Origin of the sequence: Limnobacter sp. (assembly GCF_043511195.1) — a bacterium.
In the GTDB taxonomy this organism is placed as follows: Bacteria; Pseudomonadota; Gammaproteobacteria; order Burkholderiales; family Burkholderiaceae_B; genus Limnobacter.
On sequence record NZ_CP121330.1, the window covers coordinates 1,833,869 to 1,860,157 of the forward strand.

30 protein-coding genes are annotated in these 26,289 nt (G+C 51.3%); 14 read left to right on the plus strand and 16 right to left on the minus strand.

Features of this window, described 5'->3' with window-relative positions; all coding sequences use genetic code 11:
- Positions 1–4: 4 nt before the first annotated feature.
- Positions 5–865: a pirin family protein gene (locus P0D43_RS08745; protein ID WP_394672204.1), complete on the minus strand. Its 861-nt coding sequence runs from the start codon at positions 863–865 to the stop codon at positions 5–7.
- Positions 866–1,157: 292 nt separating this feature from the next.
- On the opposite strand from P0D43_RS08745, the gene P0D43_RS08750 reads away from it, so the two are divergent.
- The 7 genes from P0D43_RS08750 to P0D43_RS08780 all read left to right on the plus strand — a co-directional run bounded on the left by P0D43_RS08750 (position 1,158) and on the right by P0D43_RS08780 (position 5,250).
- Positions 1,158–2,072, plus strand: a complete 915-nt coding sequence (locus P0D43_RS08750; RefSeq protein ID WP_394672205.1) for a metal-dependent hydrolase — start codon at positions 1,158–1,160, stop codon at positions 2,070–2,072.
- 420 nt (positions 2,073–2,492) lie between these two features.
- The gene (locus P0D43_RS08755; RefSeq protein ID WP_394672206.1) at positions 2,493–2,975 is read left to right on the plus strand and encodes a hypothetical protein; all 483 of its coding nucleotides are present in this window, start codon (positions 2,493–2,495) and stop codon (positions 2,973–2,975) included.
- 64 nt (positions 2,976–3,039) lie between these two features.
- The gene (locus P0D43_RS08760) at positions 3,040–3,282 is read left to right on the plus strand and encodes a VF530 family DNA-binding protein (protein ID WP_394672207.1); all 243 of its coding nucleotides are present in this window, start codon (positions 3,040–3,042) and stop codon (positions 3,280–3,282) included.
- Positions 3,283–3,536: 254 nt separating this feature from the next.
- Complete coding sequence (locus P0D43_RS08765; RefSeq protein ID WP_138518211.1) at positions 3,537–3,839, plus strand: putative quinol monooxygenase; 303 nt, start codon at positions 3,537–3,539, stop codon at positions 3,837–3,839.
- A gap of 65 nt (positions 3,840–3,904) precedes the next feature.
- On the plus strand, positions 3,905–4,063 hold the full coding sequence (locus P0D43_RS08770) for a VF530 family DNA-binding protein (protein WP_138518210.1): 159 nt from the start codon (positions 3,905–3,907) through the stop codon (positions 4,061–4,063).
- Positions 4,064–4,615: 552 nt separating this feature from the next.
- Positions 4,616–4,996, plus strand: coding sequence for a hypothetical protein (locus tag P0D43_RS08775; protein WP_394672208.1), 381 nt, complete (start codon positions 4,616–4,618; stop codon positions 4,994–4,996).
- Positions 4,972–5,250: a hypothetical protein gene (locus P0D43_RS08780; protein WP_394672209.1), complete on the plus strand. Its 279-nt coding sequence runs from the start codon at positions 4,972–4,974 to the stop codon at positions 5,248–5,250. The genes P0D43_RS08775 and P0D43_RS08780 overlap by 25 nt, the downstream gene beginning before the upstream one ends.
- Positions 5,251–5,333: 83 nt before the next feature.
- Here the strand turns inward: P0D43_RS08780 and P0D43_RS08785 are convergent, their stop codons facing one another.
- Positions 5,334–7,523, minus strand: a complete 2,190-nt coding sequence (locus P0D43_RS08785) for a malate synthase G (RefSeq protein ID WP_394672210.1) — start codon at positions 7,521–7,523, stop codon at positions 5,334–5,336.
- Between the two features lie 219 nt (positions 7,524–7,742).
- On the opposite strand from P0D43_RS08785, the gene P0D43_RS08790 reads away from it, so the two are divergent.
- The 5 genes from P0D43_RS08790 to P0D43_RS08810 all read left to right on the plus strand — a co-directional run bounded on the left by P0D43_RS08790 (position 7,743) and on the right by P0D43_RS08810 (position 11,275).
- On the plus strand, positions 7,743–9,389 hold the full coding sequence (locus P0D43_RS08790; RefSeq protein ID WP_394672211.1) for a GMC family oxidoreductase: 1,647 nt from the start codon (positions 7,743–7,745) through the stop codon (positions 9,387–9,389).
- A 96-nt stretch (positions 9,390–9,485) separates the two neighbouring features.
- A complete protein-coding gene (locus P0D43_RS08795) occupies positions 9,486–9,764 on the plus strand; it encodes a type II toxin-antitoxin system RelE/ParE family toxin (protein WP_394672212.1) in 279 nt (92 codons plus the stop codon).
- A 48-nt stretch (positions 9,765–9,812) separates the two neighbouring features.
- On the plus strand, positions 9,813–10,091 hold the full coding sequence (locus P0D43_RS08800) for a HigA family addiction module antitoxin (protein WP_394672213.1): 279 nt from the start codon (positions 9,813–9,815) through the stop codon (positions 10,089–10,091).
- A 13-nt stretch (positions 10,092–10,104) separates the two neighbouring features.
- Positions 10,105–10,317 carry an RNA-binding S4 domain-containing protein gene (locus P0D43_RS08805; RefSeq protein ID WP_040513673.1) on the plus strand — a complete coding sequence of 71 codons (213 nt, stop codon included), beginning with the start codon at positions 10,105–10,107 and terminating at the stop codon, positions 10,315–10,317.
- A 43-nt stretch (positions 10,318–10,360) separates the two neighbouring features.
- Positions 10,361–11,275, plus strand: coding sequence for a demethoxyubiquinone hydroxylase family protein (locus tag P0D43_RS08810; RefSeq protein ID WP_394672214.1), 915 nt, complete (start codon positions 10,361–10,363; stop codon positions 11,273–11,275).
- Positions 11,276–11,288: 13 nt separating this feature from the next.
- On the opposite strand, the gene P0D43_RS08815 is transcribed toward P0D43_RS08810, so the two are convergent.
- Together P0D43_RS08815 and P0D43_RS08820 are read right to left on the minus strand one after the other, a co-directional pair.
- Positions 11,289–12,452 carry an acyl-CoA desaturase gene (locus P0D43_RS08815; protein ID WP_394672215.1) on the minus strand — a complete coding sequence of 388 codons (1,164 nt, stop codon included), beginning with the start codon at positions 12,450–12,452 and terminating at the stop codon, positions 11,289–11,291.
- Positions 12,453–12,645: 193 nt separating this feature from the next.
- Entirely contained in the window at positions 12,646–13,545 is a 900-nt protein-coding gene (locus P0D43_RS08820; protein ID WP_394672216.1) for a recombination-associated protein RdgC, read from the minus strand.
- A gap of 116 nt (positions 13,546–13,661) precedes the next feature.
- Between P0D43_RS08820 and P0D43_RS08825 the strand changes: the two genes are divergently transcribed.
- Positions 13,662–14,486, plus strand: coding sequence for a cobalamin-binding protein (locus P0D43_RS08825; protein WP_394672217.1), 825 nt, complete (start codon positions 13,662–13,664; stop codon positions 14,484–14,486).
- A 50-nt stretch (positions 14,487–14,536) separates the two neighbouring features.
- Entirely contained in the window at positions 14,537–14,794 is a 258-nt protein-coding gene (locus tag P0D43_RS08830) for a hypothetical protein (protein ID WP_394672218.1), read from the plus strand.
- Here P0D43_RS08830 and P0D43_RS08835 read toward each other — a convergent pair.
- From P0D43_RS08835 to P0D43_RS08890, 12 genes are all read right to left on the minus strand, one after another.
- Positions 14,791–15,405 carry a hypothetical protein gene (locus tag P0D43_RS08835; RefSeq protein ID WP_394672219.1) on the minus strand — a complete coding sequence of 205 codons (615 nt, stop codon included), beginning with the start codon at positions 15,403–15,405 and terminating at the stop codon, positions 14,791–14,793. The genes P0D43_RS08830 and P0D43_RS08835 overlap by 4 nt on opposite strands.
- Positions 15,406–15,412: 7 nt before the next feature.
- Positions 15,413–15,994 (minus strand): hypothetical protein, encoded by a 582-nt coding sequence (locus P0D43_RS08840; protein ID WP_159568556.1) that lies wholly within the window; start codon positions 15,992–15,994, stop codon positions 15,413–15,415.
- A gap of 153 nt (positions 15,995–16,147) precedes the next feature.
- Positions 16,148–16,678 carry a YcbK family protein gene (locus P0D43_RS08845; RefSeq protein WP_394672220.1) on the minus strand — a complete coding sequence of 177 codons (531 nt, stop codon included), beginning with the start codon at positions 16,676–16,678 and terminating at the stop codon, positions 16,148–16,150.
- Between the two features lie 2 nt (positions 16,679–16,680).
- Positions 16,681–17,685, minus strand: coding sequence for a hypothetical protein (locus P0D43_RS08850; RefSeq protein WP_394672221.1), 1,005 nt, complete (start codon positions 17,683–17,685; stop codon positions 16,681–16,683).
- A gap of 69 nt (positions 17,686–17,754) precedes the next feature.
- Positions 17,755–18,285 carry a type 4 pilus major pilin gene (locus P0D43_RS08855; protein WP_394672222.1) on the minus strand — a complete coding sequence of 177 codons (531 nt, stop codon included), beginning with the start codon at positions 18,283–18,285 and terminating at the stop codon, positions 17,755–17,757.
- A 115-nt stretch (positions 18,286–18,400) separates the two neighbouring features.
- Positions 18,401–19,552, minus strand: coding sequence for a type II secretion system F family protein (locus P0D43_RS08860; protein WP_159568559.1), 1,152 nt, complete (start codon positions 19,550–19,552; stop codon positions 18,401–18,403).
- A gap of 2 nt (positions 19,553–19,554) precedes the next feature.
- The gene (locus tag P0D43_RS08865) at positions 19,555–21,285 is read right to left on the minus strand and encodes a GspE/PulE family protein (protein WP_394672223.1); all 1,731 of its coding nucleotides are present in this window, start codon (positions 21,283–21,285) and stop codon (positions 19,555–19,557) included.
- A gap of 2 nt (positions 21,286–21,287) precedes the next feature.
- Positions 21,288–21,863, minus strand: a complete 576-nt coding sequence (locus P0D43_RS08870) for a hypothetical protein (RefSeq protein ID WP_394672224.1) — start codon at positions 21,861–21,863, stop codon at positions 21,288–21,290.
- Positions 21,853–23,142: a type 4b pilus protein PilO2 gene (pilO2, locus tag P0D43_RS08875; protein WP_394672225.1), complete on the minus strand. Its 1,290-nt coding sequence runs from the start codon at positions 23,140–23,142 to the stop codon at positions 21,853–21,855. The genes P0D43_RS08870 and pilO2 overlap by 11 nt, the downstream gene beginning before the upstream one ends.
- A gap of 16 nt (positions 23,143–23,158) precedes the next feature.
- Entirely contained in the window at positions 23,159–24,922 is a 1,764-nt protein-coding gene (locus tag P0D43_RS08880) for a type II secretion system protein GspD (RefSeq protein ID WP_394672226.1), read from the minus strand.
- Between the two features lie 3 nt (positions 24,923–24,925).
- Positions 24,926–25,633 (minus strand): TcpQ domain-containing protein, encoded by a 708-nt coding sequence (locus P0D43_RS08885; protein ID WP_341237857.1) that lies wholly within the window; start codon positions 25,631–25,633, stop codon positions 24,926–24,928.
- Between the two features lie 147 nt (positions 25,634–25,780).
- Positions 25,781–26,257, minus strand: coding sequence for a hypothetical protein (locus P0D43_RS08890; protein ID WP_341237858.1), 477 nt, complete (start codon positions 26,255–26,257; stop codon positions 25,781–25,783).
- Positions 26,258–26,289: the final 32 nt, after the last annotated feature.

The following is a 26,289-nucleotide window of genomic DNA, read 5'->3' on the forward strand; positions in this document are numbered from 1 at the left end:
TTTTTTATGCCAGCGTGCCTTCGCGGAAGTCTTGCAAGGCCTGCCGAATTTCCTGTTCAGTGTTCATCACGAACGGGCCGTACTGCGCAATCGGTTCATTCAATGGCTTGCCTGCAATCAGCAAAGCCTTGGCATCGGCTGTTGCTTCAAATACCACGCCATCGCCTTCATTTTTCAAAATGGCCATGCGTTTGTCGCCAATGGTTTGACCACCAACCTTCACTTCTCCACGGTAAACAAACACCACCGCATTTTGTTGGGCGGGTAAGTTTTGCACAAACTGTGAACCGGCAGGCAGGTGCAAATCCAGGTACAAAGGTTCTGTGCCCTCGCGGCTTACTGCACCTTCCACACCGTGGCTATTGCCTGCAATCACGGTTACAGCCACGCCCTCCGGTGTAGTGAATTGGGGCAGATCGGCGTTGGTGAAATCGCGGTACCAGGGCGCGCACATTTTGTCTTTCGCAGGCAGATTCAACCACAGCTGAAACCCTTCCATTACACCTTCTTCCTGCTGCGGAATTTCACTGTGAAACACCCCGCGCCCTGCGGTCATCCACTGCACGCCACCGTTTTCCAGCAAGCCCCTGTTGCCCTTGCTGTCCTCGTGCAGCATGCGGCCCGCAATCATGTAGGTGATGGTTTCAAACCCACGGTGCGGGTGGTTCGGAAAGCCCGCAATGTAATCGTTGGGGTTGTCGCTGCCAAAGTTGTCCAGCATCAGGAAGGGGTCTAGCCTGCGCTGCAGGTTTTGGGTAATCACGCGGGTCAATTTCACGCCCGCGCCATCGCTGGTGGGCTGGCCCGTAATGATGTGTTCAACCGAGCGTGGATTGCTAACTGGTGGTGTGTGCTTTTCGTTCATACATACCTCTTAATGAACTGGTGAATATTTCAATTTTACCGCACACCACAAGCGCAAGAACACCTTGTGGAACAAACACTTCTGCAGGGTTTCCCTAATTTCATATTGCAGTGCAAAATAATTAACGCAATTGAATCAAGGGTTTGCCCTGTTTCTAAAAACGAACGCTCGTTTGAAATTTAGAGTGTTTTTCTAACGTTTACAGTTGTTAATGCCGTAAATGATTGATACATTGATCAGTGTCAACGTTAGTACCAAAGCATAAAAATAGCTGCAACCAAAGGAGTACACCATGAAAATTATTCCAGTGCGCCGTGACGTCAAAATCAACCTCGACGAGTCCCGCATCAACAACTGGCACGAAGCCGGTGAACACGTTACTCATTTCTTCAATGCCTTGTCCGTGTTGTTCCCGGCTGGCGAGCGCTTGTTCATGGACTCCGTGCGCGCTTACAAAGATCAGGTGACTGATCCTGACCTGAAAAAAGCCATTACTGCATTCATCGGCCAAGAAGCGCTGCACAGCCGCGAGCATGAGGAATACAACGAGATGATGGACCGCAGTGGTGTGCCCGCATTGAAGCTCGATAAAATGCTGTGGAGCCTGCTGGGTGGTTTGCAAAAAGGCTTGGGCAAAAAATTGTCTTTGGCTGGCACCATTGCGCTGGAACATTACACCGCCATCATGGCCGACGCCGTGTTGAAAGATCCAAAAGTAACTGGCGAGAAATCAAACGAAGGTTTCAAGCAAATGTGGCAGTGGCACGCATACGAAGAAACCGAACACAAAGCAGTTGCGTACGACGTGTGGAACACAGTTGTTCCCGACAATGTGTACAACCGCTTCATTCGTCGTTTCGGCATGGTGCTGGCCACCATCATTTTCTGGCCTGTCATTATGTACTTCCATGCACGCCTGGTATTCGCCGACCCCAACACCAAGGGCAAGCACCTGCAAGGCTACAAAGCCGTTGCCAAAATGTTGCTGGGCAAGGAAGGCATTTTCCGCAACGCGATGAGCGACTTCTTCGACTACTTCCGTGCCGACTTTCACCCCTGGGACCATGACAACAGCCACTTCATGAAAGAGATCGACGCTTTCGTGGAGAAGGTCAACCAAGCCATGCGCAACCCCAACCCCGAAGTGAAAAAAGCAGTGCGTGCACGCATGAGCAAAGCAGTGACCAAGGCACCAGTGGCTGCATAAAAACAATAATTTTTTCTTCCTGAAAGCCGGACCATTCGTAGCGGGGTGGTCCGGTTTTTTTATTTCCGCGAGTTTTTTAGTTCAGTTTTACCGCCCTTCAAATGAGGGTGGTTGATTTTTCTGTTTACCTGAGAGTAAAGTTGGGTGCAGGTTTCACCGTTATTTGTTTATTGAACAGTGAGCGGAGTCGAGAGGATTGCTTGCTGAGGCGCACTAATTAATTTACCTTTGATTAAAGTTTAAAAAAATTCGCGTAACAAACCGACCACTGCGCATTGCGTTGGGCATTGACAGGCTTGCTGTCCCGCAGGCTCGCTTAGGAGTGTCATTATAAAAAATCGATATTTAGGAGCTATCGCTCTCTTCTTTTTTAGCCTCAGTGCAAACGCTGAAATCCCTCTAAACGCTGCAGAACAAAAAATGGTCGCAGAGAGCAAGGTAGAGCCTTGGATATTTGAGAAAAATGAGGGTGGTCTTTGGGGATACGTTACACGCGCACTACACCGCGATTTTACACGACGCATCCATAACAATGGTGCAAATGCCAAGGAGGCTCCGCTTAAGGATGCTTGCGTGCGTGAAGTAAGTGGATCAATTTACAACTCATGCACCTATCCGATATCTGTAGCCTATTGCTTTCCAAATCTGCCAATTGAAGCGGGAAGGGATGGTCAATGCAAAGCAGGCCATATTCAAACAGGATTTATTAACGCTGGGGCATCCATTCTTCCTCATGCATGGAGCGACCCAGTTGATGTTGATTGGATGGCATGCAAACTCCCCAAAGTACCCGTTGACGCCAAATACATCTCTTCATCGCAAAAGACCACTGGAGCGTGTGGTTTGTTAAAGAACCCCAGCGTTCTGTTCTCTGACGAAGTGGTTAGTCGTTTTTCTAAGTAAGACCATTCGAGTACTACTTCGAAAAATCTGCTGTGAAATGAAGCCCGAGGAGCATACCTCAAGCATGAAAATGGAACAGACAAATAACCCGATGCATGGGGTAACTCTTGAAACCATGGTCGTAAAGCTTGTTGAGCACTACGGCTGGGATGAGCTCGCCAATCGAATCAAAATCAATTGTTTCAAGAACGATCCTTCCGTGAAATCCAGCCTGAAGTTTTTACGAAAAACGCCTTGGGCCAGAGAGCAGGTGGAGCAACTTTACCTCGCTACATTTGCAGCACAAACTGAAGTGCGAAAAAGTTAAGTCCTCTGTCGCGCGGTGTAATCACACCAAGCTACCATCCCCCCACAATTTATAACCTCCCATTCCTTCTCTTTAAGGTGCCTTTTTTTAATTATTGCCAATGAACAAAAAGGTAGTAGTATCAAGTATGTACTGAACAACCAAACAAAGGTATTTCAAAAAACCGCAACTTAGAATTTGCCACATACCTCGAACGCTGGACCTACTGTAAAGTGGGCATTTTGATGTTTGTTTAAAAAAGTTGGAGATGTGTCATGGTCAAACTCGCGTTGTTCGTTCGTCTTGAAGCCAAGCCAGGTAAAGAGAAAGAGGTAGAGAACTTTCTACTAAGTGGTCTACCCCTTGTTCAGGCAGAGCCAGCTACTACAGCTTGGTTCGGTATTCGCTTGGGGCCATCAACCTTTGGCATCTTCGATGCATTTCCAGATGAGGCCGGGCGACAAGCTCATCTTTCCGGCAAGGTGGCAGCTGCGCTGATGGAAAAAGCGGGTGACTTGTTCGCCACGCCGCCATCAATCGAAAAGGTCGATGTTCTTGCGGCAAAGCTGCCGGGCTGACCAGGCCCACCACACAATTCTAAGGACCGACTTCAGGCATGAGTGACGAGTAATCGAATAATCCCATGCATGGAGTCACGCTAGAAAATCTCGTCGTGAAGCTTGTTGAACACTACGGCTGGGATGGTCTTGCCCATCGAATCAGAATCAACTGTTTCAAGAACGATCCTTCCGTTAAAGCGCGGTGTAATCACACCAAGCAACCACCACCCCGCAATTTGTAACCTCCCGTTCCTTCTCTTTAAGGTGCCTTTTTAAATTCGTTTAAAAGGTGCCGCATGGCAGTTATCCCCAACCAGATTAATCACGTTCAAGTTCGATTTCTGTCATGGATTTGATAAAGACGTGTGGTCAGAAATGAATAACAAGCTGCGCTTTGGCTTTGATCTCACCTCGAACGAATCCCAACCTTCCCAGGAAGTTTTTTCAGGTTAATTTGAAAATCACTCAACAAGGCATAGAGGAGTTCGCACTTTTACAATAGCTGACGACCTTGACACCTGAACTGGTGCGATTAGATCTCCAACGCTGAAGGGCTCAAGAGTGAGCGAACCTACAATTTAGCAGTCGCTCAAAAGTCTTGTAATCTCGAAGTTGATCATCTTCAACTTCCAGTCAAAGAGAACAACGCCCAAATTGTTCAACCCGCAAGAAAAGAGTGTCTTGTACAAAACATCAAGACCTGCAAATTCGTAGTACTTGAAAACCCGAATGCAGACGGCTCTGAGCCCATTTATGAAATAGCTGCGTTCTCTGCGGTTTCGAGAAACTCAGCATTGATTGATCGCGTGGCCCGCGAGCTAATGCTGGACGGTCGGTTGATACGAGCCATCATGTATATGGAAACAACTCACGGTTATTACGATGCGCCGTTGGCGATTCTCGGGATGAACAAATCTGTTCTTCCGATGAATGTGAACGTGGAGTACTGGGGTAGCACATTTGGTAACCGCCAAGCTATGAATGATCCGTACAAGAACATCAGAGCTGGCGCAGAAATTCTCAAGCGGATTACCGCAAATGTTCCTCAGGGTACTTCGGTTCGTCACATAGCTACTTTGTACAACAACATCAATGCTCAACGTGTGAGTGATTACGGCGCCCGCGTAGAAAAAATCTATCTAGCACAACCATGGCTTCGGAAGGCAGAAAAATGAAACTGCTTAAAGGTAAGGCATTGATTGTGGCCATGGCATGTGGCCTCGTTCTGGCAAGCGTGATGATCGCTCTGGGTTTCTCACACAATTCGCAGTCGGAGTTTTATCTTTCAAGTGGCGGTATCGATTACAAATACTCTCTTGGCCTCTTCAGCCTTTGGTTTGTAATTGGCGCCATGGGAGGATTGTTGATGTATTTGTTGTTCAGCTTTCTGATGAAACTTTTCTCCCGATCAAAGTTGAATAACTTCTGATCAACTAAGCATGTAATCGTTCCAACAAAAAAGCCAGGCACTTTTCAGCACCTGGCTTTTCCATTTCTAACTGCTAAACAAACTTAAGCAGCTTTCACCTTCAAGCGCCATGCGTGCAGCAGTGGCTCGGTGTAACCGGCAGGTTGTTCCATGCCTTTGAACACCAAATCACATGCAGCCTTGAACGCGGCTGATGTTTCAAAGTTGCCAGCCATGGGCTTGTAAGCGGGGTCACCGGCGTTTTGCTGGTCAACCACGGCGGCCATGCGCTTCATGGTTTCCATGGCCTGGGCTTCAGTCACAATGCCGTGAAGAATCCAGTTGGCAATATGCTGGCTGGAAATACGCAAGGTGGCTCGGTCTTCCATCAGGCCCACATTATGGATATCAGGTACTTTCGAACAACCCACGCCCTGGTGTACCCAGCGAACCACATAACCCAAAATACCTTGGGCGTTGTTGTCCAGTTCCTGCTGCTTTTCTGCATCGCTCCAGTTGGTGTTGGTGGCCACTGGCACTTGCAATAAGTTGGCCAAAATGCCTGGGCGTTCTGCGTCGGCATCAATCTTTTCCAGCTCGGCTTGAACAGCCGCTACGCTAACTTGGTGGTAGTGCATGGCGTGCAGGGTTGCAGCCGTTGGGCTAGGTACCCAAGCGGTATTCGCACCAGCTTTGGGGTGGCCAATTTTCTGTTCCAGCATCGCCTTCATCAGGTCGGGCATGGCCCACATGCCCTTGCCAATTTGCGCACGGCCTTTCAGGCCACAGCTCAAACCAACCAGCACGTTGCTGCGCTCGTAAGCGGCAATCCACGCGCTGCTCTTCATGTCGGCTTTGCGAATCATTGCGCCTGCGTGCATGGCAGTGTGCATTTCGTCGCCAGTGCGGTCCAAGAAGCCAGTGTTGATGAATGCCACGCGGCTGGCAGCAGCAGCAATACAGGCCTTCAGGTTAACCGATGTGCGGCGCTCTTCGTCCATAATGCCCAGCTTTACGGTGCTGTCGGGCAGGCCCAGCAGCTTTTCTACATGGGTGAACAATTCGGCAGCAAAGCCCACTTCAACCGGGCCGTGCATCTTGGGCTTCACGATGTAAACAGAACCCTTGCGGCTGTTGCGAATGCCGTTCACGCCATTGCCTTTCAGGTCGTGCAAAGCGATGGTGGTGGTCACCACTGCATCCAGAATGCCTTCAGGAATTTCTTTGTTGTCGCCCCACAAAATGGCAGGGTTGGTCATCAAGTGGCCCACATTGCGCAAGAACAACATGGAGCGGCCATGCATGGTCACTTTCTCGCCATTCACGCCAGTGTAAACACGGTCGGCATTCAAGCCACGGGTGAAGGTTTTACCGCCCTTGCTCACGCTTTCTGTCAGGGTGCCTTTCAAAATGCCCAGCCAGTTTTTGTAAGCCACAATTTTGTCTTCAGCGTCTACGGCTGCAACAGAATCTTCCAAGTCCAGAATGGTCGACAACGCTGCTTCCAGCACCACGTCGGCCACACCGGCTGCATCGCTTGAACCAATCGGTGTTGAGCGGTTAATGATGATGTCGGCGTGAATGCCGTTGTTCACCAGCAATACGGAAGAGGGTGCTGCTGCGTCGTCTTGGAAGCCAACCAGTTGCACGGCATTCTTCAGGCCAGCAGTGTTGCCGTTTTGCAATTTAACCTGCAACTTGCCACCAGCCACTGCGTAGCCAGCTGCGTCTTTGTGTGAAGCGCCTTCCAGTGGGAAGGACTGGTCCAGGAAGTTGCGTGCAAACTCAATTACTTTCGCGCCGCGCACGGGGTTGTAGCCACCTGCGCGTTCTGCACCGCCTTCCTCGGAAATTACATCGGTGCCATACAGTGCGTCGTACAGGCTGCCCCAACGTGCGTTCGCAGCGTTCAGTGCATAGCGTGCGTTCAAAATGGGCACTACCAACTGGGGGCCAGCTTGTGTGGCCAGTTCGCTGTCTACATTGGTGGTTGTGGCTTGCACTTTGGCAGGCTGTTCAACCAAATAACCAATCTTCTTCAGGAATTCCTGGTAAGCGGCCATGTCGGCGATGGGGCCGGGGTTGGCTTTGTGCCAAGCGTCCATTTCCAGCTGAATGCGGTCGCGTTCGGCCAGCAAGGCGGCGTTCTTGGGCGCCAATTCGCTCACGATGGCGTCGAAGCCTTTCCAGAAACCAGCCTGATCAATGCCGGTGCCGGGCAGCACTTCATTGTTGATGAAGTTGTACAGTGGGGTGGCTACTTTCAAGCCATGCACGGTGGTGCGTTCTGTCATTTTGAAACCTCGAGCTGTTGGAATAGGTGATTAGCCTGTGATTGTAAAGGAATTGGGTATCATTCTGACATGCTTGGAATCGTCACAAGCGCGGATGATTAGTCATTTCATCTTTAACTTTTTTGCAAAACTCTGGAAAACCCCAATCCAATCATTGCAGCGTAGCGCTCCACGCCATTTCGATGCTGGTTACTATCTAGAAATCAACTCGGGGTAGACATGCGGACTTTTGATTACATTGTGGTGGGTGCGGGCACGGCAGGTGCTTTAATGGCCAACAGGCTGAGCGCCAACCCCAACAATTCGGTGTTGCTGCTGGAAGCGGGCGGCAAAGACAACTACCACTGGATCCACATTCCGGTGGGGTACCTGTATTGCATCGACAACCCACGCACCGATTGGCGTTTTAGAACCGAGCCCGATGCAGGCCTGAATGGCCGCTCGCTGATTTACCCGCGCGGCAAAACGCTGGGCGGTTGTTCCAGCATCAACGGCATGATCTACATGCGTGGTCAGGCCCGCGATTACGAAAGCTGGGCTGCCCAAACCGGCGATGACGCGTGGAACTGGGAAAGTTGTTTACACGACTTTCTGGCCCATGAAAGCAACTGGCGTTACGACAACCCGCATGCCGAATTGGCCGACACTGAATTGCGCAAGTTTCACAGCGGCCAGGGCGAATGGCGCGTGGAAAAGCAGCGTTTGCGCTGGGAAGTTCTGGAAGCCTTCTCGCAGGCGGCGCAGCAAGCGGGCATTCCGGCCAATGAAGACTTTAACCGTGGCAACAATTTTGGCGTGGGTTACTTTGAAGTGAACCAGCGCAGCGGCTGGCGGTGGAACACGGCCAAAGCCTTCTTGCGCCCCATCATGAAACGCCCGAACCTTACGGTGTGGACCCATGCGCAGGTTAAAAACTTGTCAATCGAGCGAAACCCAAGTGGCGAGCTGGTGTGCAACGGCGCAGTTGTGATCAAGGCTGGCGAAGAAGTGGTGGTGAAGGCTGTGCGCGAAACCGTGCTGTGCGCAGGCGCCATTGGTACGCCGCAAATTCTTGAACTGTCGGGTATAGGGCAGGGCAGTTTGCTGCAACAACACGGCATCGACGTGAAGCTCGACAAACCCGGTGTGGGCGCCAACCTGCAAGACCACCTTCAAATTCGCGCGGTGTTCAAGGTGCAAGGTGTTAAAACCCTGAATACCTTGGCCAACAGCTTGTGGGGCAAGGCTCAAATTGGCATGGAGTATGTGTTCAAGCGCAGCGGGCCCATGAGCATGGCACCCTCGCAACTGGGTGCTTTCACCAAAAGCAGTGCTGACCGGCCATACCCGAACATTCAATACCATGTGCAACCGCTTAGCTTGCCCGCGTTTGGCCAGCCTTTGCACAACTTCAATGCCTTCACGGCCAGTGTGTGCAATTTGAACCCCACAAGCCGTGGTGCTGTGCACATCAAGAATGGCAATTTCTCCGATGCACCTGCCATTTCTCCGAATTACCTCAGCACAACAGAAGACCAAAAGGTGGCGGCCGATTCCCTGCGCGTAACGCGCAACATTGCGCAACAACCCGCTTTGGCCAAGTACCAGCCCGAGGAGTTCAAGCCTGGTGTGGAGTTTCAAACTGATGAGGAACTGGTAAGGCTGGCCGGCGACATTGCCACCACCATTTTCCACCCGGTGGGCACGGCAAAAATGGGTGCAGCCAATGACCCCGCTGCGGTGGTTGATTCGCGCTTGCGCGTCATTGGTGTGAAGCATTTGCGAATTGCCGATGCCAGCGTAATGCCGACCATTACCAGTGGCAACACCAACAGCCCCACGTTGATGATTGCGGAGAAGGCAGCTAGGTGGATACTGAACGGGTGATTCAATTCTCGTGAGAGGTTTGGTCTTTCTTTTTGTTGCGAGTAACGTTGATTTTTAAATTCAATTTGTATCGTGATGCGATACAAGATACAATTTATGATCAGCAGTTTTGCACACAAAGGACTCGAGAAATTTTTTCGTTCGGGCAGCAAACGTGGAATAAACCCCGAGCATGCGGAAAAACTGCGACGACAATTGTTTAGGCTCGATGTGGCCAGTTGTCCTCAGGACATGAATATCCCCGGCTGGAAGCTGCATCGTTTGTCAGGTGAGCTGAAAGATCATTGGTCCATTTGGGTCAGCGGTAATTGGCGTCTAACTTTTCGCTTTCAAGGCAATGATGCTGAAGTTGTTGATTATCAGGATTACCACTGAGTGGACAGTCGATCAAAACATGAGCAGGTTTGAACAATTATGAGTAATATGCACAACCCCCCACATCCCGGGCTGACCATCAAGTTGGATGTATTGCCCTCTCTTGGTATTTCTGTGACCGAAGCGGCTTTGCAACTTGGTGTGTCCAGAGTCGCATTTTCCCGGATGATTAATGGAAAAGCAGCGATCAGTGCAGACATGGCGATCCGCCTTTCTCAATGGTTGGGTGGGGCGCCCGAGTTGTGGTTGCAGCAACAACTTCAATATGATCTTTGGCATGCCAAGCAGGCGAGTAAATCCAAAGTGCGCCGCTTGATTGCTGCCTGAATAGAGGAAGAAAATGAACGAAGTCATCATCAACAAAGAACCCGTTGAGCTATACAAAATCCTGAAGTTTCAGGGTTGGTTGTCCAGCGGTGGCGAAGCCAAGAACGTGATTGCCGACGGCCACGTGCTGGTCAACGGTCAAATTGAAACCCAGAAGCGCAAGAAAATTGTGGGTGGCGATGTGATCGAGTTTGACGGGGTGAAGTACACAGTTAAACTGGGTTAAGCGTTTAAGTTCTACGCGTTCTCAACAGTAAGGCAGTACGGTCATGGCAGTAAAAGACCAGGCAGTTTCAAATCAATCCCGGTGTGTTGAAGTGTATTTCGACGGCTCATGCCCCATGTGCCGCCGCGAAATTGCGGTGTACCAAAACATGACCCCCGATCAGCCCATTGCTTGGGTTGATGTGTCCAAACCCGAAACGCAACTTCCCCAAGGCCAGTCCAAAGAAAAGCTCATGGCGCGGTTTCACACGCAAACGGCGCAAGGTGAGTTGCTCAGTGGCGCGGCTGCCTTCGTGCATGTGTGGGCGCAATTGCCGGGCTGGCGGATGTTGGCTTGGCTTGCCAAAGTGCCGGGCATGTTGTGGGTGATGGAAAAGGCCTACAACGGTTTTTTGCCTGTGCGCCCGAAAATTCAGCGGTTCATTTTGAAATTCGACACCAGCCATTTGCCGCCAACATTGGTGGCCGATATTCGCACCGACCACGCTGGTGAAACCGGTGCGGTGTGGATTTACAAAGGCATTCTGGCGGTGTCCAAAGACCCGGAAATTCGCGCTTTTTCCAGTGAACACTTGCAAACTGAACAGCGCCATTTAAACGCAATGAATGAACTGCTGCCCGTGTTCAGGCGTAGCTGGTTATTGGTGCCTTGGCGCATTGCAGGATTCATCACAGGCGCTTTGCCAGTGTTGTTTGGGCAAGCTGCGGTGTACCGAACCATTGCCGCAGTGGAAACTTTTGTGAACCTGCACTACCAGGAACAAATCGAGAAGCTGAACGCATTAGGTACTCACCAAGCGCTCAAGGCGCAGTTGATTGAGTTTCAAATGGACGAATGCGCGCACCGCGATGAAGCCGCCGCAAAAACAACAAAGCCCGGCGGTTTGTTCGCCAGGCTTTGGGTGGGTGCCATTGGTACAGGCTCCAGGGTCGCGGTGACCTTGGCCCGCTTTATCTGAAAGGTTTAGCCAATCAAGCGGCCAGCGCCGGTTTTTGAACCTGGCGCACCAAGGCTTGCAAGCGCTTGCGCTGCAGGCGCATTTCAACTTCCATGGCCTTGAATTTCGCTTTGTACGCTGCCAATGTATCGCCGTTCTTAATGGCGTTTTTGGTGTCCTGGTACCAGGCTTCTTTCAGCTTGGCCCATTCTTGCAAGGCTTTGCTGTAGTGCTCATATTCCAGCGCCAAGCGGGCTTTCATGGCATCCACGTGTGCTTGCATGGTAGAAGGGTGGGCCAGCATTTTTTCTTCGGCACGCTTGAATTGCATCGCAATGCGTGCTTTTTCAATGGCGAATTTGTCGCAGCGCTTCAGGTTCTTGGTCAAACCTACATACGACAAACCGGCGATCAGCCATTTCGTGGGGTCAATGTGAAACCACTTAATGCCGTTGCGGTAGTCGTACTGAAACAGGTGGTGGTAGTTGTGATAGCCCTCACCGTAGGTGAAAATCGCCAGGAAATCGTTGTCGCGGGCTGTGTTTTCATCGGTGTAAGGGCGGCGACCCCAAATGTGCGCCAGCGAATTGATGAAAAACGTGGTTTGGTGGGACCACACCAGGCGGGCCAGGCCACCCAGCAGCACAACACCCCACAAATCGCCCACCAACAGGCCAAGCAACACTGGCAAGATGAAGTTGATGCCCAAGGCCAATGCGGTGTAGTGCTTGTGCTGGAACATCACCAGCGGGTCTTTCAACAGGTCGGGTGAATTGCTGAAATCTTCTTTGCCCGATTCATATTTGCGGATCATCCAGCCCATGTGCGAGAACCAGAAACCACGCTTGGCCGAGTAGGGATCATTTTCCGTGTCGTCCACATGGCGGTGGTGCGTGCGGTGGCCCGAGGCCCAAACCAGAACGCTGTTTTGAACGGCCATGGTGCCAAAGAACATCAGCACGAAGCGAACCGACCAATGCGCCTCGTAAGTGCGGTGCGCCCAAAGGCGGTGGTAACCGGCGGTAATTGAAATGCCATTCAGAATTGCCAATACAACGAACGACACCCAGGCAGCCGTGCTGTAGTCGTTGAACCAGGCGTAGGCCGGTACAAGAATGAGTGCAGCGATGGTGGTTCCAAACAGGGTGATTGCGCCGGGCCAGTGGATCGGGCTATTGGGGTCAACTCGAGTGGTCATTGAAGGTTGGTTTTTACCAGTTGGTTCAAAGGATGATGAATCATACTGATTCTTGGCCTTCTGATGAACCCCAATTTAAATATTTAATAATTGTTCTTATTTGTTGAGGTTCTGCCGCAACGAAATCGTAAATTTCGATGCGGCAAAAAGTAACACTTGTACACTGAGTGTCGGAAGTTTACCGGGGCACTTGTTAATTCGCGCCAGTCAGTTCACCGCCCAGAATGTCGATCAAACCGGGGATCAACTTGCGCAATTCGCCGGTCATCAAGTCAAAGTCCGAATCGAAGGCGTCGTCATCAGCGCTCAGGGCGGCTTGCTCCTTGATCACATCCAAAGGCGCAACCCGTTTTACCTGCAGGTTCTCATGCAGTACAAAAGAAACCTTGTCGGCCCAGGTCATGGCCAGTTTGGTTACATCCTTGCCACCCTTAATGTGTTTGGCAATTTCCTCGGCTTCCAGTGAATGCTTCACGTAGCGCACGGTGGCAGCCTGTTCGCCACGGCTTTTTAGTTCGCAGTCCTGGTCGATGGTAAAGGGTGGGGGGTTGTCATTTTCGGCCAGCCAGGCGGTCATGGCCACCGTGGGCGATGTTTTGGTTTTCACCAAGGCCATGGCCACACCTTCTACGCTTTTCATCAGAATGCCCACCAGTTCATCGGCTTTGGCGGGGCTGGCTGCATCAATCACCAGCCATTTGCCCTCAGTGTCGATCCAGGCATTGATCCGGCTGCGAATTGCGAAGGCACGGGGTAGCAACTCATCCGTCACGCCTTCCTTGATTTCTTTCATTTGCTTGCGGCCGGGCTTGTAACCCTCGCGTTCTTCAATTTCAGCGGCACGTGCCTTGGTGAACTGGTTGATCACCGTGCTGGGCAGCAGCTTTTTTTCCAGACCCAAAGAAATCAATAACTGCTTGCCACTTTTGTGTACAAAAGGCTCGCCTTCGGTTTTGGGAGAAACCCAGCCGCGTGTTTGTAAATCCATGCCGCCGCAGGCTTGCAGCGCTTGTTTGGCCAGTTTGTCTTCCAGCGACTCGGGTGTTTCTTCCCATTTGGTAAGGCGAAAGATGAACAGGTTTTTAAACCACATGCTTAGGATCCGTAGAGTAAAGATTGGGGCACGCAGTGTAACGCAAAACAAAGTTGCGGGTGATTTCAATTCCAGTACTATAAGGGCGATTTCTAACCTTCATTTGCGGAGATTCCTTGTTGCCCAGTTCTGGCTACGGCCCCCAACGCATTGTTTGCCTCACCGAGGAAACCACCGAATGGCTTTACCTGTTGGGTGAAGAACACCGAATTGTTGGTATTTCCGGTTACACGGTGCGCCCGCGCAAGGCACGCCTTGAAAAACCCAAGGTTAGCGCATTCCTTACCGCCAAAATTGATCAAATTCTGGCCTTGAAACCCGATTGTGTATTCGGCTTTTCTGATCTTCAGGCCGACATTGCCAGCGCCTTGATTCGTCATGGCGTTCAAGTCACGGTGTTCAATCAACGGTCTGTGCCTGAAATTTTCAGCATGATGTATCAGGTCGCAGCCATGGTGGGTGCTGCCGAGAAGGGCTTGCAGTTGATCGCCGACATTCAGGCGAAAGTAGAGGGCATCCGGGCGGAAACCCGCCAATGGGCAGTTCGCCCCAAGGTTTATTTTGAAGAATGGGATGAGCCGCCCATTAGTGCGATTCGATGGGTCAGCGAGTTGGTTGGAATTGCCGGGGGTGATGATTGCTTTCCCGAACTGGCCACGCAAAGTTTGGGTAAAAACCGAATTATTGCCGACAGCGCAGAAATTGTTCGTCGAAATCCCGACATCATCATTGGTTCATGGTGTGGAAAGAAGTTTCGCCCGGAAACCGTGGCTGCACGGGCAGGGTGGGGCGATGTGAATGCCGTGAAAAACAGGCAGATTGTCGAGGTGAAATCGCCTTTGATTTTGCAGCCCGGGCCTGCGGCACTTACAGACGGCTTGGCCGCCCTGCATGAAATCATCAAACAATGGCATTTCCTTGAAAAAAGGAATACCTTGTAATTTTTTACAGAAGTTGTAATGTTAAATGCCAAGGTGCGGAGGATTTCAGCATGAACGGACTCAACCTGACAAGGCCACGGCGTTCAACACGGATACTGGCGGTGATTTTCACCATGGTCGCTGTCTTGGTGATCAGCTTTTGCGCGGCAGTCATGTCGATTATTTACATGCATGCCGATGAAAATGGCATGGTTCCCAAGGCGTTTTCGCTTAGCAATCAGCTCTCGCAACCCGTGATTACTATTCTTCCGTCACAGCAGCCGGGTCCTGACGTGCCCGAGCGTTCGAAGCCCCAGTACCAAATTTAGAGGATGATTTTGTCCGGGTGCGGGCCGATTTCATGCCGATTGGGTTGAGCGTCCAGAATCGTGATCCGTTCAGGATCAAAGCTGGCGATAAAGTGGTGCTTGCCTTCCGGCGTGGTCGTAAAGGCAACCGGGTGCACCAGTACCGAGCACTGAAGCAAGTCGAATACCACTGGCAAATGTTCGGGACATTCCGGCATGAAGCGGAAGGGTTTGCGCCAGTCCACTTCGTCATCGGACAGGTTTTTAAAAGCGCTGCACGTTCTGTAAATGTCGGCAACCTCAGACACCACCTCTTTGGACACACGCGACAAATTGACAAACTGGGCGCCGGTGTCCTCTCCAATGTCTTCAAGATGAACCACGCCAGGTTTGCGAGGCGTTTCTATGCCCACGGTGATTGTGGCTGTTGAAAAATAATGTCCCGATTTTTGAGCCTGTGCCAATAGCTCGCCCAAGGCCATGTAGGCATTGCGGTTGCCATACAGCGCATTGAAGTAATTCTTCGGCATGCGGCCTGCAACCGGCAACTTGTAATCAGAAAGTTTCAACTGGCTGGGTGGGGCTTTGGGGCCGCTCCACACTGCAATCAGTTTGACCTCGGTGTATTCCATGTTGTGTTCATGACGCCATGTGTTTGTATTTGAGTGGATACTTTTGAATCAACAACTTCACTGCGTCTGTATCACTAAGCGGTGGCACCTGATTGCGTGCTCTGTACTCTTGATGAACAATATCCAGCCACAAGTAACACACCTCGGGTTCTTCCATTCCGCTGGACAGCATGTGATGCAGCCTTTCCAGCACAATGCCGACTTGCGGTGTGGCATTTCCAGACCCGTTTAGCCACCTGTAACCTGAACCCGCGCTGCGACCCAACAATTGACCAAATGTACTTTCAGTCACTTTGGTTTTTCCGAACACCCTTTGAAACATTTTGTAGGTGTCTTCCAGGCTGAGTTCATTGTTCAAAGGCACCAGAGACTCGTGGGTTTCGTACAGCCGTAAAATTAATGCAACGGTTGGATCTAGCAATTCATCGCTTGAGCTTCCCACCGCAGGGCGAACAATCGAATTGAATTTCGCCTGAGTACTAATGCCGAACAAGGCACACATTTTGGATACGGTTAAACCGTATTTCTGTTTGAACAGGTTGAGATAGGCACCTGTACGTGGTTTGTTTTTATTGTTAATTTGAGGCATGACGCGTGATAAAGCAATCTCGTTGGTTAGTAATGATACGGAATTCCGGCACTGAAATTGTAATTTGAGTTAAAAAAGAATATTTAACACAAATAGACAACGCACCATGTCGCTTCATGGTTGACTAAAAATCGTTCAAGTGAATGAAATAAATCACTTTTTTGAGTTCCAGTGCACCACTTTTTCTCGGATGTCAAAATGTACATGGCTGCGATAAATCCCAACCCCCCCGAATGCGGGGTACTGTAGGATTTTAGCCAATTGATCAATATTCACACCAATTGGTTTAATGTCCATGGCAAAAAACTGCCCACCGGCATCGGGTAGATGTCGGGAGTTTCTGGCGGCGCCTTCCACCACGGAATTGGTCTGTTGGGTTCGCAAACCCGAGGTAACTTCGAACACGGTGTAGGCATGGTGTTCAGCCAAAACCACCTGGGCCCATGCCGCCAGTTGCAACATTTCAATGTTGGGTATTCCAACACGATTTGCTCGAATGTCCCTTAACAACCAGGCCGCGGTGCGAAAACCTTCTTGTGTGCTGAAATCGATTTGAAAGCGGTCAGAACCACGCTGAACATCCAGCAGCGTGTAGCTTGGGGACTGTGTGGCCCATGCCAGTTTGTCCAGGTGTGTCACCAACATTGCCGATGAAACGCCGGCCAGGAATTGACGGCGGTTCATGTCTACTGAATAGCCGGGGGAGTGCATGTTTGGTTGCCGTTGTTGCAGCAACTACTGAGAATGGACAACTGAGCAGGCGGGTTGGCATTCGGGTTGTACACGCAGCGAATAAATGAGCTGCCAGCACCGCCATTTCCGCCGCCACTATTTGAGTCGACGGCGACAAAACGGTATCCCACCGGCGTGTCACTGAATGTCACTGTGGTGCACGCGAACTGGTCTTGAGTCCAGTTCAGGGTTTGGTTGCCCCGGCAAAAGTCAACATCGGCAATGGGGTTGCGTGTGTCAAAACGAGAGGCCAGTGCACCCACTCGAACTCCGGGCAAACCTGCGGGTGTTGTTGAGTCGGTTACTCGGTCACCATCAATGTCCAGTGCCACTGTGAAGTTGCCGCCAGCACTCACTGCAGGAGTATCGGCTAGCAATGTGACAAAACCATTGCCGCCCATGAAGCTCAGCATGTCGCCCGCAATGTCGCTGTCGAATTCGCCCGCAGTGGGATCTTGCGCGCCAATGGTGACTGCCTGGCTCAACGTAATGTAACCCTCAATGCGGCAGTTATCTGCTGCGACCGAACAGTTGGCCGGAAGCACGGACAGACGGGTAATAAATTGACCATTCGATGCAGCAGGGCGGTTCACAAAACTTGCAGGCAGCAGACCTACATCAATCAGGTTTTGCATTGTGGGAGTCAATTTGCTGCCTTCGTTACCATTGACCGGGTTCTCAGGAATGGTCACGTCGGTAATGCCGTCGTTGTTCAGGTCGACTCGCAAATCGCCTGGGGCGGACAGGCCACGCCGGTAAAGATCAGTGTAAGAATTCAGTGCGTTGCCAACCTGGTTAAGCTGGTCGGCTTGTATTTTTGCGACAGAAGATTTCGCAGAACGTGCTTGTTGCTGAACCACTGCGAAAGCAATGATTGCACTGATGATCAGCACCAGTGCCAATTCAATGCTGAGAAAGCCGGTGTGGTTTTTGTTGCTCTGTTTCAGTGAGTCAAGCATGTGCAAGCCGCCTTGATTCAAATGAACAAGGGGGCAATGCTGCCCCCTTGAGTATTTCAATTGATGTGATTAACGACGTGCAAAAACGAACGACAAAGTTGTAGTGTCGCCGACACAAACTTCATCAAGTGATGCCACTGGCAGTGAGCCGTTAACCGTATCTTGACCGTTAACCGATTGAACTTGACCAGATACGCTCAAAGAGATGTCCGCGCATTGATTAGAGGGTACATCGGGCCATGTCAACGTTACAGTTTCGCCATCGGCTGCGCCCGTCATTGTGATTTCACCAGCTCCGCTGTAGCTGTTTTTTGCCGGTACTGTGGCAACAGCGCTAGCTTCCAAAATAGCCAGTTGAATGGCGTTTGCCTCCGTGAACCCAGCATAACCAGTTGTGATCCCAACTTTTTGTTTGGTCTCAGTAATGACTTCTGTCAATTGCTTGATGTTGTCTTGAACTTCATTGCGACGCTGGTTATTTTGAAATGCAATAAATGCTGCAGCAGCAATAATCGCTGCAATGATCAGGCCGATTGAAACTTCAATCAGGGTAATACCGCTTTGTTTGCGGCGGGCATTCAGTGTGTGTGATGTCATCATTTTTGATTTCTCTCCGAAGGGAAATTGTGTAGTACGTGTTGGCCCAAGCATTCCGTATATATACCAACAGACGAATTAATTGTAGATTAAATGCGTGCTGTGTCAAGCACTTATTTCAACGCATGCGTTGCATTCTTTTCACAGGGTCCAGTTCTTCGGTCATGCTTTGGCTGATCGACAGTTGCCCCACGTACAAAAACACCACCACAGCCGCTGCAACGCTCAGTAAAACAGCATTCAAACCCTTGGCGGTGTTGCCAATTTCATTGCGAATGTCCTCACCACCCTCAGTGCCAAGCTGAATCAGAATTTTGTCGAATTGCGGGTTGTTTCTTATGGTGGTGGCCAGGCGAGCCAGCAGTTTCGGGCTCATCAATCCCTTGCTGAACGCAGGAATGTAATCGGTCGGAGCCACGTTCAAGTGGTTCATGATCTTTTTCAAATGCCAGCGCATCCACGGGTCGGCGTTGCGTTTCAGTGTGTCGAGTGCTGAAGACAGGGTGGCACCACTTTTCAACAACACCGCCAGTGAGGTGACCAACAAGCTGACCTGAAAGTCGCGGTAAATCGACAGTGGCAACAAAAACGGCGCAACCGGAAACAGCAAGAAGCCCCAGCCCTGTGGCACTTGCTCCAATTGGCTTCGCAAATTGCCTTTCCAGCGGGGCAGCGCGTAAGTAAATGCTGCGATAGTGCCAATGATACACAGCACAATCAAACCGCCATGAGAGGCAACAATTTCCGACACGATTCGAACTGACATGTTGAACGGTGTCCACACCTCAGGCGGTGCCACTTTCACAATAATTGGAATGGATTGCGTGGCAAGTACATAGCTAAAGCCCGCTACGCCCGGTATCAGTACCATGGGGGGAAATATCGCTTTCCAGATCACGCTTTTTGCATCTTTTTGCGATTTAATTGCGGCGGCCAAAGCACGCAGCGTACCTGGTTTGTCTTTGGCTTCATCCACGGCGGCAAGCATCATGCGGTCGTTCTGGGGCATAACCGCGCCCAGAATTTGACTGATCAAAAAGTCATCACCCAGGCTGAGTTTGCGAACCATCAGCTTCAACGCTGCTTCCCGGCTGCTGTTGCGTGTTCGCTTGTGGCGCGCAATTTTCAGTTCTTCTTCAAGGAAGGTTTTGAACTGTTCTTTGTTCTCAATCGACTTGGCGAGTTGCTCATAGAACGCCTCACGCTTGCCGCGAAAATCCATCAAGTTGATGGCATTGAACAGGTTGGTCAGTTTCTTTTTGAATGTCATGTTCAGGTGTAGCAGGCGGTTTCGGCGCGGTCAGCGTCGTTCATGATTTCGAATCGGTCAAAGCTGTCAAAACGTTCACAATGACGTGGATCCACTTCGCCCAGCAGTGCTTTGTACAGGGTGTGTTCAAACACGGTTTTGCCGTCCATGTTTTCCGATCGGAAATTGCCGTCCGATTTGGAACGGTAATACATCATGGCCTCGTAGTCCTTGCCTTGGCGTATCAGGTTCAGCCACTTTCGGTCGGGCGTTAAAATTTCAGCCACCACGCTTAGGCCTGCAGTTCCCCGGTGTTTGCAATGTGGGTAGCCACCCTGTTTCTTGAAATAAAACAGATCGCGTTCCAGTTGAAACCGGTTTTCCAGCGTGTCGAGCAGTTCAAACACATGCTCGGCGTCGGACATGCCTTGTTGATAAAGTCGACCACCTATTTTGCAGTGGGGGCACAGTTTGGGCACCAAGGCCTGGTAAACCAGCAAGGTCAAAATATTCGGGTTGGTCAGCACATCGCGACTCATCCCGATTTCCTCATTGGTCAGGCGGGGCACAATGCCCGAGATCAAATGCGCATGCACTGTACCGCAGGCCATGTGGCCTGTTTCAACAATTTGTTGGGCTGATATCGCAGTGGCCGGGTCACGAATTTCACCCATCAACACACAGCCAGGGTCGGCACGCATCAGGCCGGCAACCACCTCCGCATATTTCGCGGCTGAACCTTTGCGGTCCAGCAAATCGCGCTGAATCGGAATTTGGTGTACACCCCGAAGCGGATATTCCACGGGGTCTTCAATGGAATAAAAAGCATCGGTGCCATTGCCCGGATGGGTTTCAATAAAAGTTTTTAGCGTGGTGGTTTTGCCGGAGCCCGTAACCCCCGCAAAAATGATGGTGCCCGAAGGGGTGTTGGATGCGCTCTTTAACTGCTTCATGTGCGAGAGCGCATAGCCCAACTGTTCATAGCTAAGGGTTGGCGCATCGATGTCCACGTACAGCAAACGGCACACCACCTTGATGCCCGCCCAGCCGCGAATGGATTGATAACGCATGGCCACGCGTTTGCCACCCACTTCCCGTGCGGCGATCATGCAGTACAGGTTTTCGCCGACAGAAAACTGGCTGTTGCTGTTGGAGCCCTTGCCCGATGCGTTGTTGTAGGCCCAGGCCACGGCACGCTCAGCTTGAAGGGGGGTGTACACGCCGCCTTGCTGGTCGCGCAGAAATTCCAGTTCGCCGTCTACACGAAGTTTGACTTCAGCAATATTATTGACCACCTGCACGTGAATGTCGGTGGCTCTCTCCTGCACGGCCAATGCCACCCAGGATTCAAAAATTTCCTTGGCTTTGGACTGTGCCAAGGCGGGGTCTTCTTCCCCGTCGGTGTTGTCTGTTTTGGTTCTTGAGTTTTCGATCAGGTGTTCAATAACACCGCCGCCGCAGCCAATTTCCGGCCGTTCGAACGTAAATTTTTCAGCGATCAGTTTGCCGCGCAGGTGGGATATGAAAGGGCGGACCAGCGCAACTTTTTCAGCGTCGTACAAAATGATTGCACGTTTTACGCCGGTTTCAATGGCGCACACATGTTTTTCTACCGCCGCTGGCAGCTTCAACAAAGCCCCCGCACTGCCGTCCGTCAGTACGCGTGAAAACGCGGGCAACTCGCTGAGTTTTTCAACTTTCAGTGATTTGTCCGCCTGCGTGGCCAACACATTCAGTGCAGGATCTCTGTTCATGATCAAAACCTCACTTGCGCACCCACGGAGACATGCTGCGTGTTGCCGTTGCTTGCGATCAGTTCAAGTCCATTTTGAGTAATTCGTTTGATATTGAATTTTCCCAGTTGTTCGCCTTCACGAAGCGTGCGTACACTTCGGCTGGCTGTTTGTACTTCCGCTGTCATCGCGCCTGCTGTGCCGTATACGCCCAATAGCGTATTGGCTGAAAATGTACTCGCCGGTTTTCTTGCAGTGCGCACGGGTGCAGGCTCTTGCCTGGCCGGTGTAGCCGCAACCATCGCTGATTGGGGTTTGGTGCTTACACTGGTGCTTACGCTACCGCCTGCCTTCAACGCGGTTTGAAGCTCTTCACGCAGGGCCTGTTCTTCCTGCAGCCTTTGAATTTCAGCCAGTGTTTTGATATTCAGTGGTACAGAAACTCCATTGAGTTTGATGTTTTCAACGGGTGTTACCGCAGTTTTATTTTCAGCTTTGGCTTCTACTTTGACCGGTGTGTTTTCTTGCGCATGTACTCCGCTTAAAACCAGCAGACCAGCCGTGGCCAGAAGGGCCCGAGTCAAATAATTAGTACGCATAAAGTGCTCCCTTCAATGTCACCATCACGGCAGCATCCAGGTTTTTGGGTTCAATTTTCATCGAAATCTGATTCCAGTAAATTCCGGATTGGTAACGATCCAGAAAGTCTTTCATTAATGTCAGGCTGCCTGTCACCTCTGTGGCATGGCGATTCACCGACACGTTCGGTGGAATGCTCTTGAAGCCGGTGGGCCAGGTTTGGCCTTGCGTATCCACCTTGAACTGAATGCCGGCTTTTTGCCAGGCTTGTTGTTCCAGGTAAAGCAGCTCACTGGCTTCCTGTTTTTTTGGCAAGTCTTGTAATTGCTGAATTCCCTCGGGGGCCATCTCGTACGAGAACGAGAATTTCAACTTGTTGACGTCTTTGGGGTCTGGGCTACTTTGCTGATTGTTTAAAAAACTCACCAGCTCTTGCGTGTAACCCCCTTGCGATTGCCATTGGCTGGTGCACTTGCCCAGGTTGCACTGAATACTCTCCAGCAACCAGCCGCGCGCCATAAAAGGTTGCTCGCTCAACAGGTTCAGCATCTCGACGACATCGGTATTGGCCAAGCCCACATTGCGTTGGTCGGTCGCCAGCTTTTTCAGATACTGCGGTGTTTGTATATTGGACTGCGCCTGTTTCAGGCGTGCCTCGCGTGCGCTGGCTTCCAGGTACTCATTGCCGCCATACACTCCCCCTGCCAGCAACAAAACAACAGCAAGCATTCCCGATGTCTTGATCAGGTCTGTTGGCAAGCCAGTCAGTGCGTGTTTCTTGTTGAAGCTACCCAGCTGGGTTGCGATTTCAAGGGGCAGGGCACTGGGAAAAAGCTCGGAGGCATTGCTGTAGACATGGTATTCCGAGCTTTCAATCGACCCATTGGTGTAGGTGTTGACAGTGCTGAGCACCTCGGAATCGCTGCCGATGATGTCCATCGTCGGCGCGCCCTGTTCAATCACCACCAGTGCCAATTGGCCTTTCTTGGTTCCTTCTTCTATGCGAATGGCATAGATGGCGTGCTCTTGCTCATTTCGTGTGACCAGCATGGCAGCCAGGCTGTACACCTGGCTCGTGCGTTCTTCGTCTGAAATGTCAGGGTCAAAGTTGTACAGACCCAGGTATTCGTTCTGATTGCCTTTGAGCAGAATATGCTTGGTGGCGTCGATGCGGTCTGCAAATTCCCGAATATCGGCAATTCGTTTGCTGTAGCCGGAATGAGCCAAAGGCTGCCAGTTCAGGCCAGCAATGTAGGCTTTCTTGCCTACCTGATGAACTACTGCAGACTGCTCAGCCATGGTGTTGCCCCGCTATTTACAGCACCACCGCGCGTACAAGAACAATAAAGTTCTCGCGCATGGTCGACAGGTTGCGGGAACCACCAGCCAGCAGCGGCGCCTGTTCAGTCAGCTTGCGTTCCTTAAAGCCGGAAACATCGCGCGACAAACCGGTAATGGCCATGACTTCGCCGGGGCGAAGTGCAATGGTGTACTGGTCGGAAATACTGCTGGTGTTGGGTGTTTGAACGCGTTGCAAGGTTTCGCCAGAGCCTGTGGTAATTTCCAGCAGGCTTGTAAGGTCGGACAAGCTGATGCCCATTTTCAGCATGATGGTGTTGTTCTCCAGAATAAACGGCATGGCCGCAAACTGGTCACCAGTCGTGATTTCATCGGTCGTCAAACCGGGAACACCTGTACCGCCACCCAATGCGCCCGAGGAGGCTGGTTTGGTTTCTGACAAATAGCCCGTGGTGGTCAGGCGTGCCTTGCGCGCCCATTGGCTGTTAAGCGCCACCAGCGAAATAGGGCGATGCTGCACATTGTCGCCAATTTCGTTTAGCGCTTGCACAATGGCTGAACTGGCGCCGAATCGCTGATTGGTGGGGCTGTTTGGCAATCCTTGGCCAGGAATAAAACCCTGCAACGCCTCGGGAATGGTCAGTGCTATAAGACCGGCTTCGGGGGCCACCAGCGAATCGGGTGACAACACACCAATACCGTAGCGCTGAGACAGGCTTCTGAAAAAAACATCCCAATTCACACCCTGTTGATCATCTTTTTTGGACATCACCGAGTAAATATCGAGTTGTACATGCACCTGTTTCAGCATGTTTGCATTCTCGGCGCGGATCAGATTTCGCACTTGGGTTTGCATGTCACGGCTTGTTTTCACCATCACACGGCCCGTGCCTTCGGCCACAATCACTTCCGACCCGGGTACCGATGCCACCATGCGATTGATCACTTCCAGAATGCTGGCCTGGCCGTTGATTTTTCCTTTCTCGGACACGCTTAAATTTGAATTGCTTTGCACTTCGTTCCCGCGAACACGACCTTGCGTGCCGCTGCTCATGGCGTATTCATAGCCGTTGGGAAATGATGCCAACTCGTACATGGCGGTGGTGTAACGCATGATGACAATCGAGTTGTCCCGGTATTCCCAGGACAAGCCCAACTTGTCGGCGGTGTTGTTGAGGAAATCAATCAGTGTGCCGTCCCAATTCATGAACACGGCACCCACTGTGGTTTGCGGAGCCAGCGCAACGCTGTCCGTCACTGTCGGGGTGGAGGGGGGCGGTGCCGCTTCAGCCGGTGCATTGACCGGTGGCAACTGGCGTGCACCCCTGCGTGGCTCTGCGCTTACGGGCGCACTGAAAACATCTTGTTGAATCCGTACGGGAATGCCGACCATTTGAGTCAAGCGCGCAGCCACCATGTTCAAATCCACAGGGCGACCTTTGTCCGCGAAATTCATTTTGTAGGTTTCGTGGAAAACTGCCGGCAGTTTGTCATCGTCATTCACATGCACAAACGTGCTGCCAATCCAGCTTTTGCTGGCACGCTTCAGAACCTTGGCGTTTTGCTGTTGCCTGGCCTGTTCCTCGGCATACTGACTGCTGCCACGAAATGAACCGTTGGTTGGCAAGGTGCTGTTGACCTGATCAACTTTGCGGACTCCATTGTCGTTGTCCGCTTGTACTTCTGCACGGATCTGTGGGCCAGTACACGCTGCTGTTGCAAGGCACAGCAGTGCCGCAATTGCCGTACTAACCAATGTTCTGTTCAGTGGTGTCTTCATGTTTTATCGGCACTCTTCTTTTTGGTCGCCCAGGCGGGTAATGCGTAGCAGTGGTGGCTCGTTGTTGTACACACAAGCCTCCAGTGGGTATTCACTGTTCTTGATTCCTGGTGTTTCAAGTACTTGCTCTACTGCATACTCAAAAGTGCCAGAGAAGGTCGTGCCCGCTGCAATCATCACGTAGCGATCGGCATCCCAACGAAATGTGTAACCAGCCTCTTTCGCCCAGCGGCGAATGGCTTTGTCCAGTCGACCATCTTCAACACGCAATTCCCATTGAATGGCGCGTGGTGTCACCACCAGCCTTGCACTTTCCTGCTTTACAGGCAGAGCAGCCAGCTGTTCGGCTTCCCGAATAACTTTCGGTGGCAGGTCAACAATGAACACGTCGGAGGAAGGCGTTTGCATGGCCAGCTGAATGTTGCTGGTTTTGCTGGAGAGTGCGCTTGGTGATTTGGGTTCAAGAGCAGGCTGCGCCACTACAGCGATGTGCCTGGCTTGCGGCATGGGGTCGGGAGCGTTGTGCCTGGCCAGTTCAACATTGCGTGACAGCAGCTCATCGGCGAAATACGGGAGGTTCTCCTCACGTTTATCGACCACCGCTGAGTAAGTGGGTGCCGCCATTGCTACAGTGGCGCTTGTCTCCCCACTTGTTTCTCCGGTTGTGTTCCATGCCATCAGTACGATGGCAAGACCAAGAGCAAATTCCATATTCGTTTTACCTTTCTCGTTTGGATCGGTGTTTCAGCAGGTTTGCATTTTTTATTAATTCGAATATACATCAATATACGAAATATTTTCACATGCAGCAATCCCCAAATTATTCAACTGCTTCAGGGGCTTGTTGGCTGGCTCAAATCAATCTTGATAGATTGCTTCCAACCATTGCTTGCCTTCATGTGGGCTGTAGTGGACCAGAAGGTAGGCCGCTGTTTCAAGCACGGCCAGGCTGCAGGCTTGTGCCTCATCGAAAGCTTCATGATTGATCGCGTCATATTCATGAATGCAAACTTTCAATAGTTCGCCAATCAGGCGAGGCGTGGATTCGATGGTTTTAACCTTGGGGCGCAGTTCGGAATACGCTTTCATCAGGCCACGGAAATAGTGCCAGGTGCTGCCTTCAGTTTCGGCCAAGCCTCGGAGAATAAAGGGCAGGCTCAAATTCAGCAGGCCCGTGTCTTCAATGTGTGCTGCCAGTTCACTGTATTCACAGTCGTCGGGATCTACTGGATGATGCGCCCTGAAATATGCCATGCCGGTGGCGACCGGGTTGCGGGCAGAAAGGCCCGTGAGCATTGCTGCTGTTCTCTCGAATGGCTTTGTGTGTGCGACCATATTTTTCTTATTCACTCGTTGAGTTAATGAAT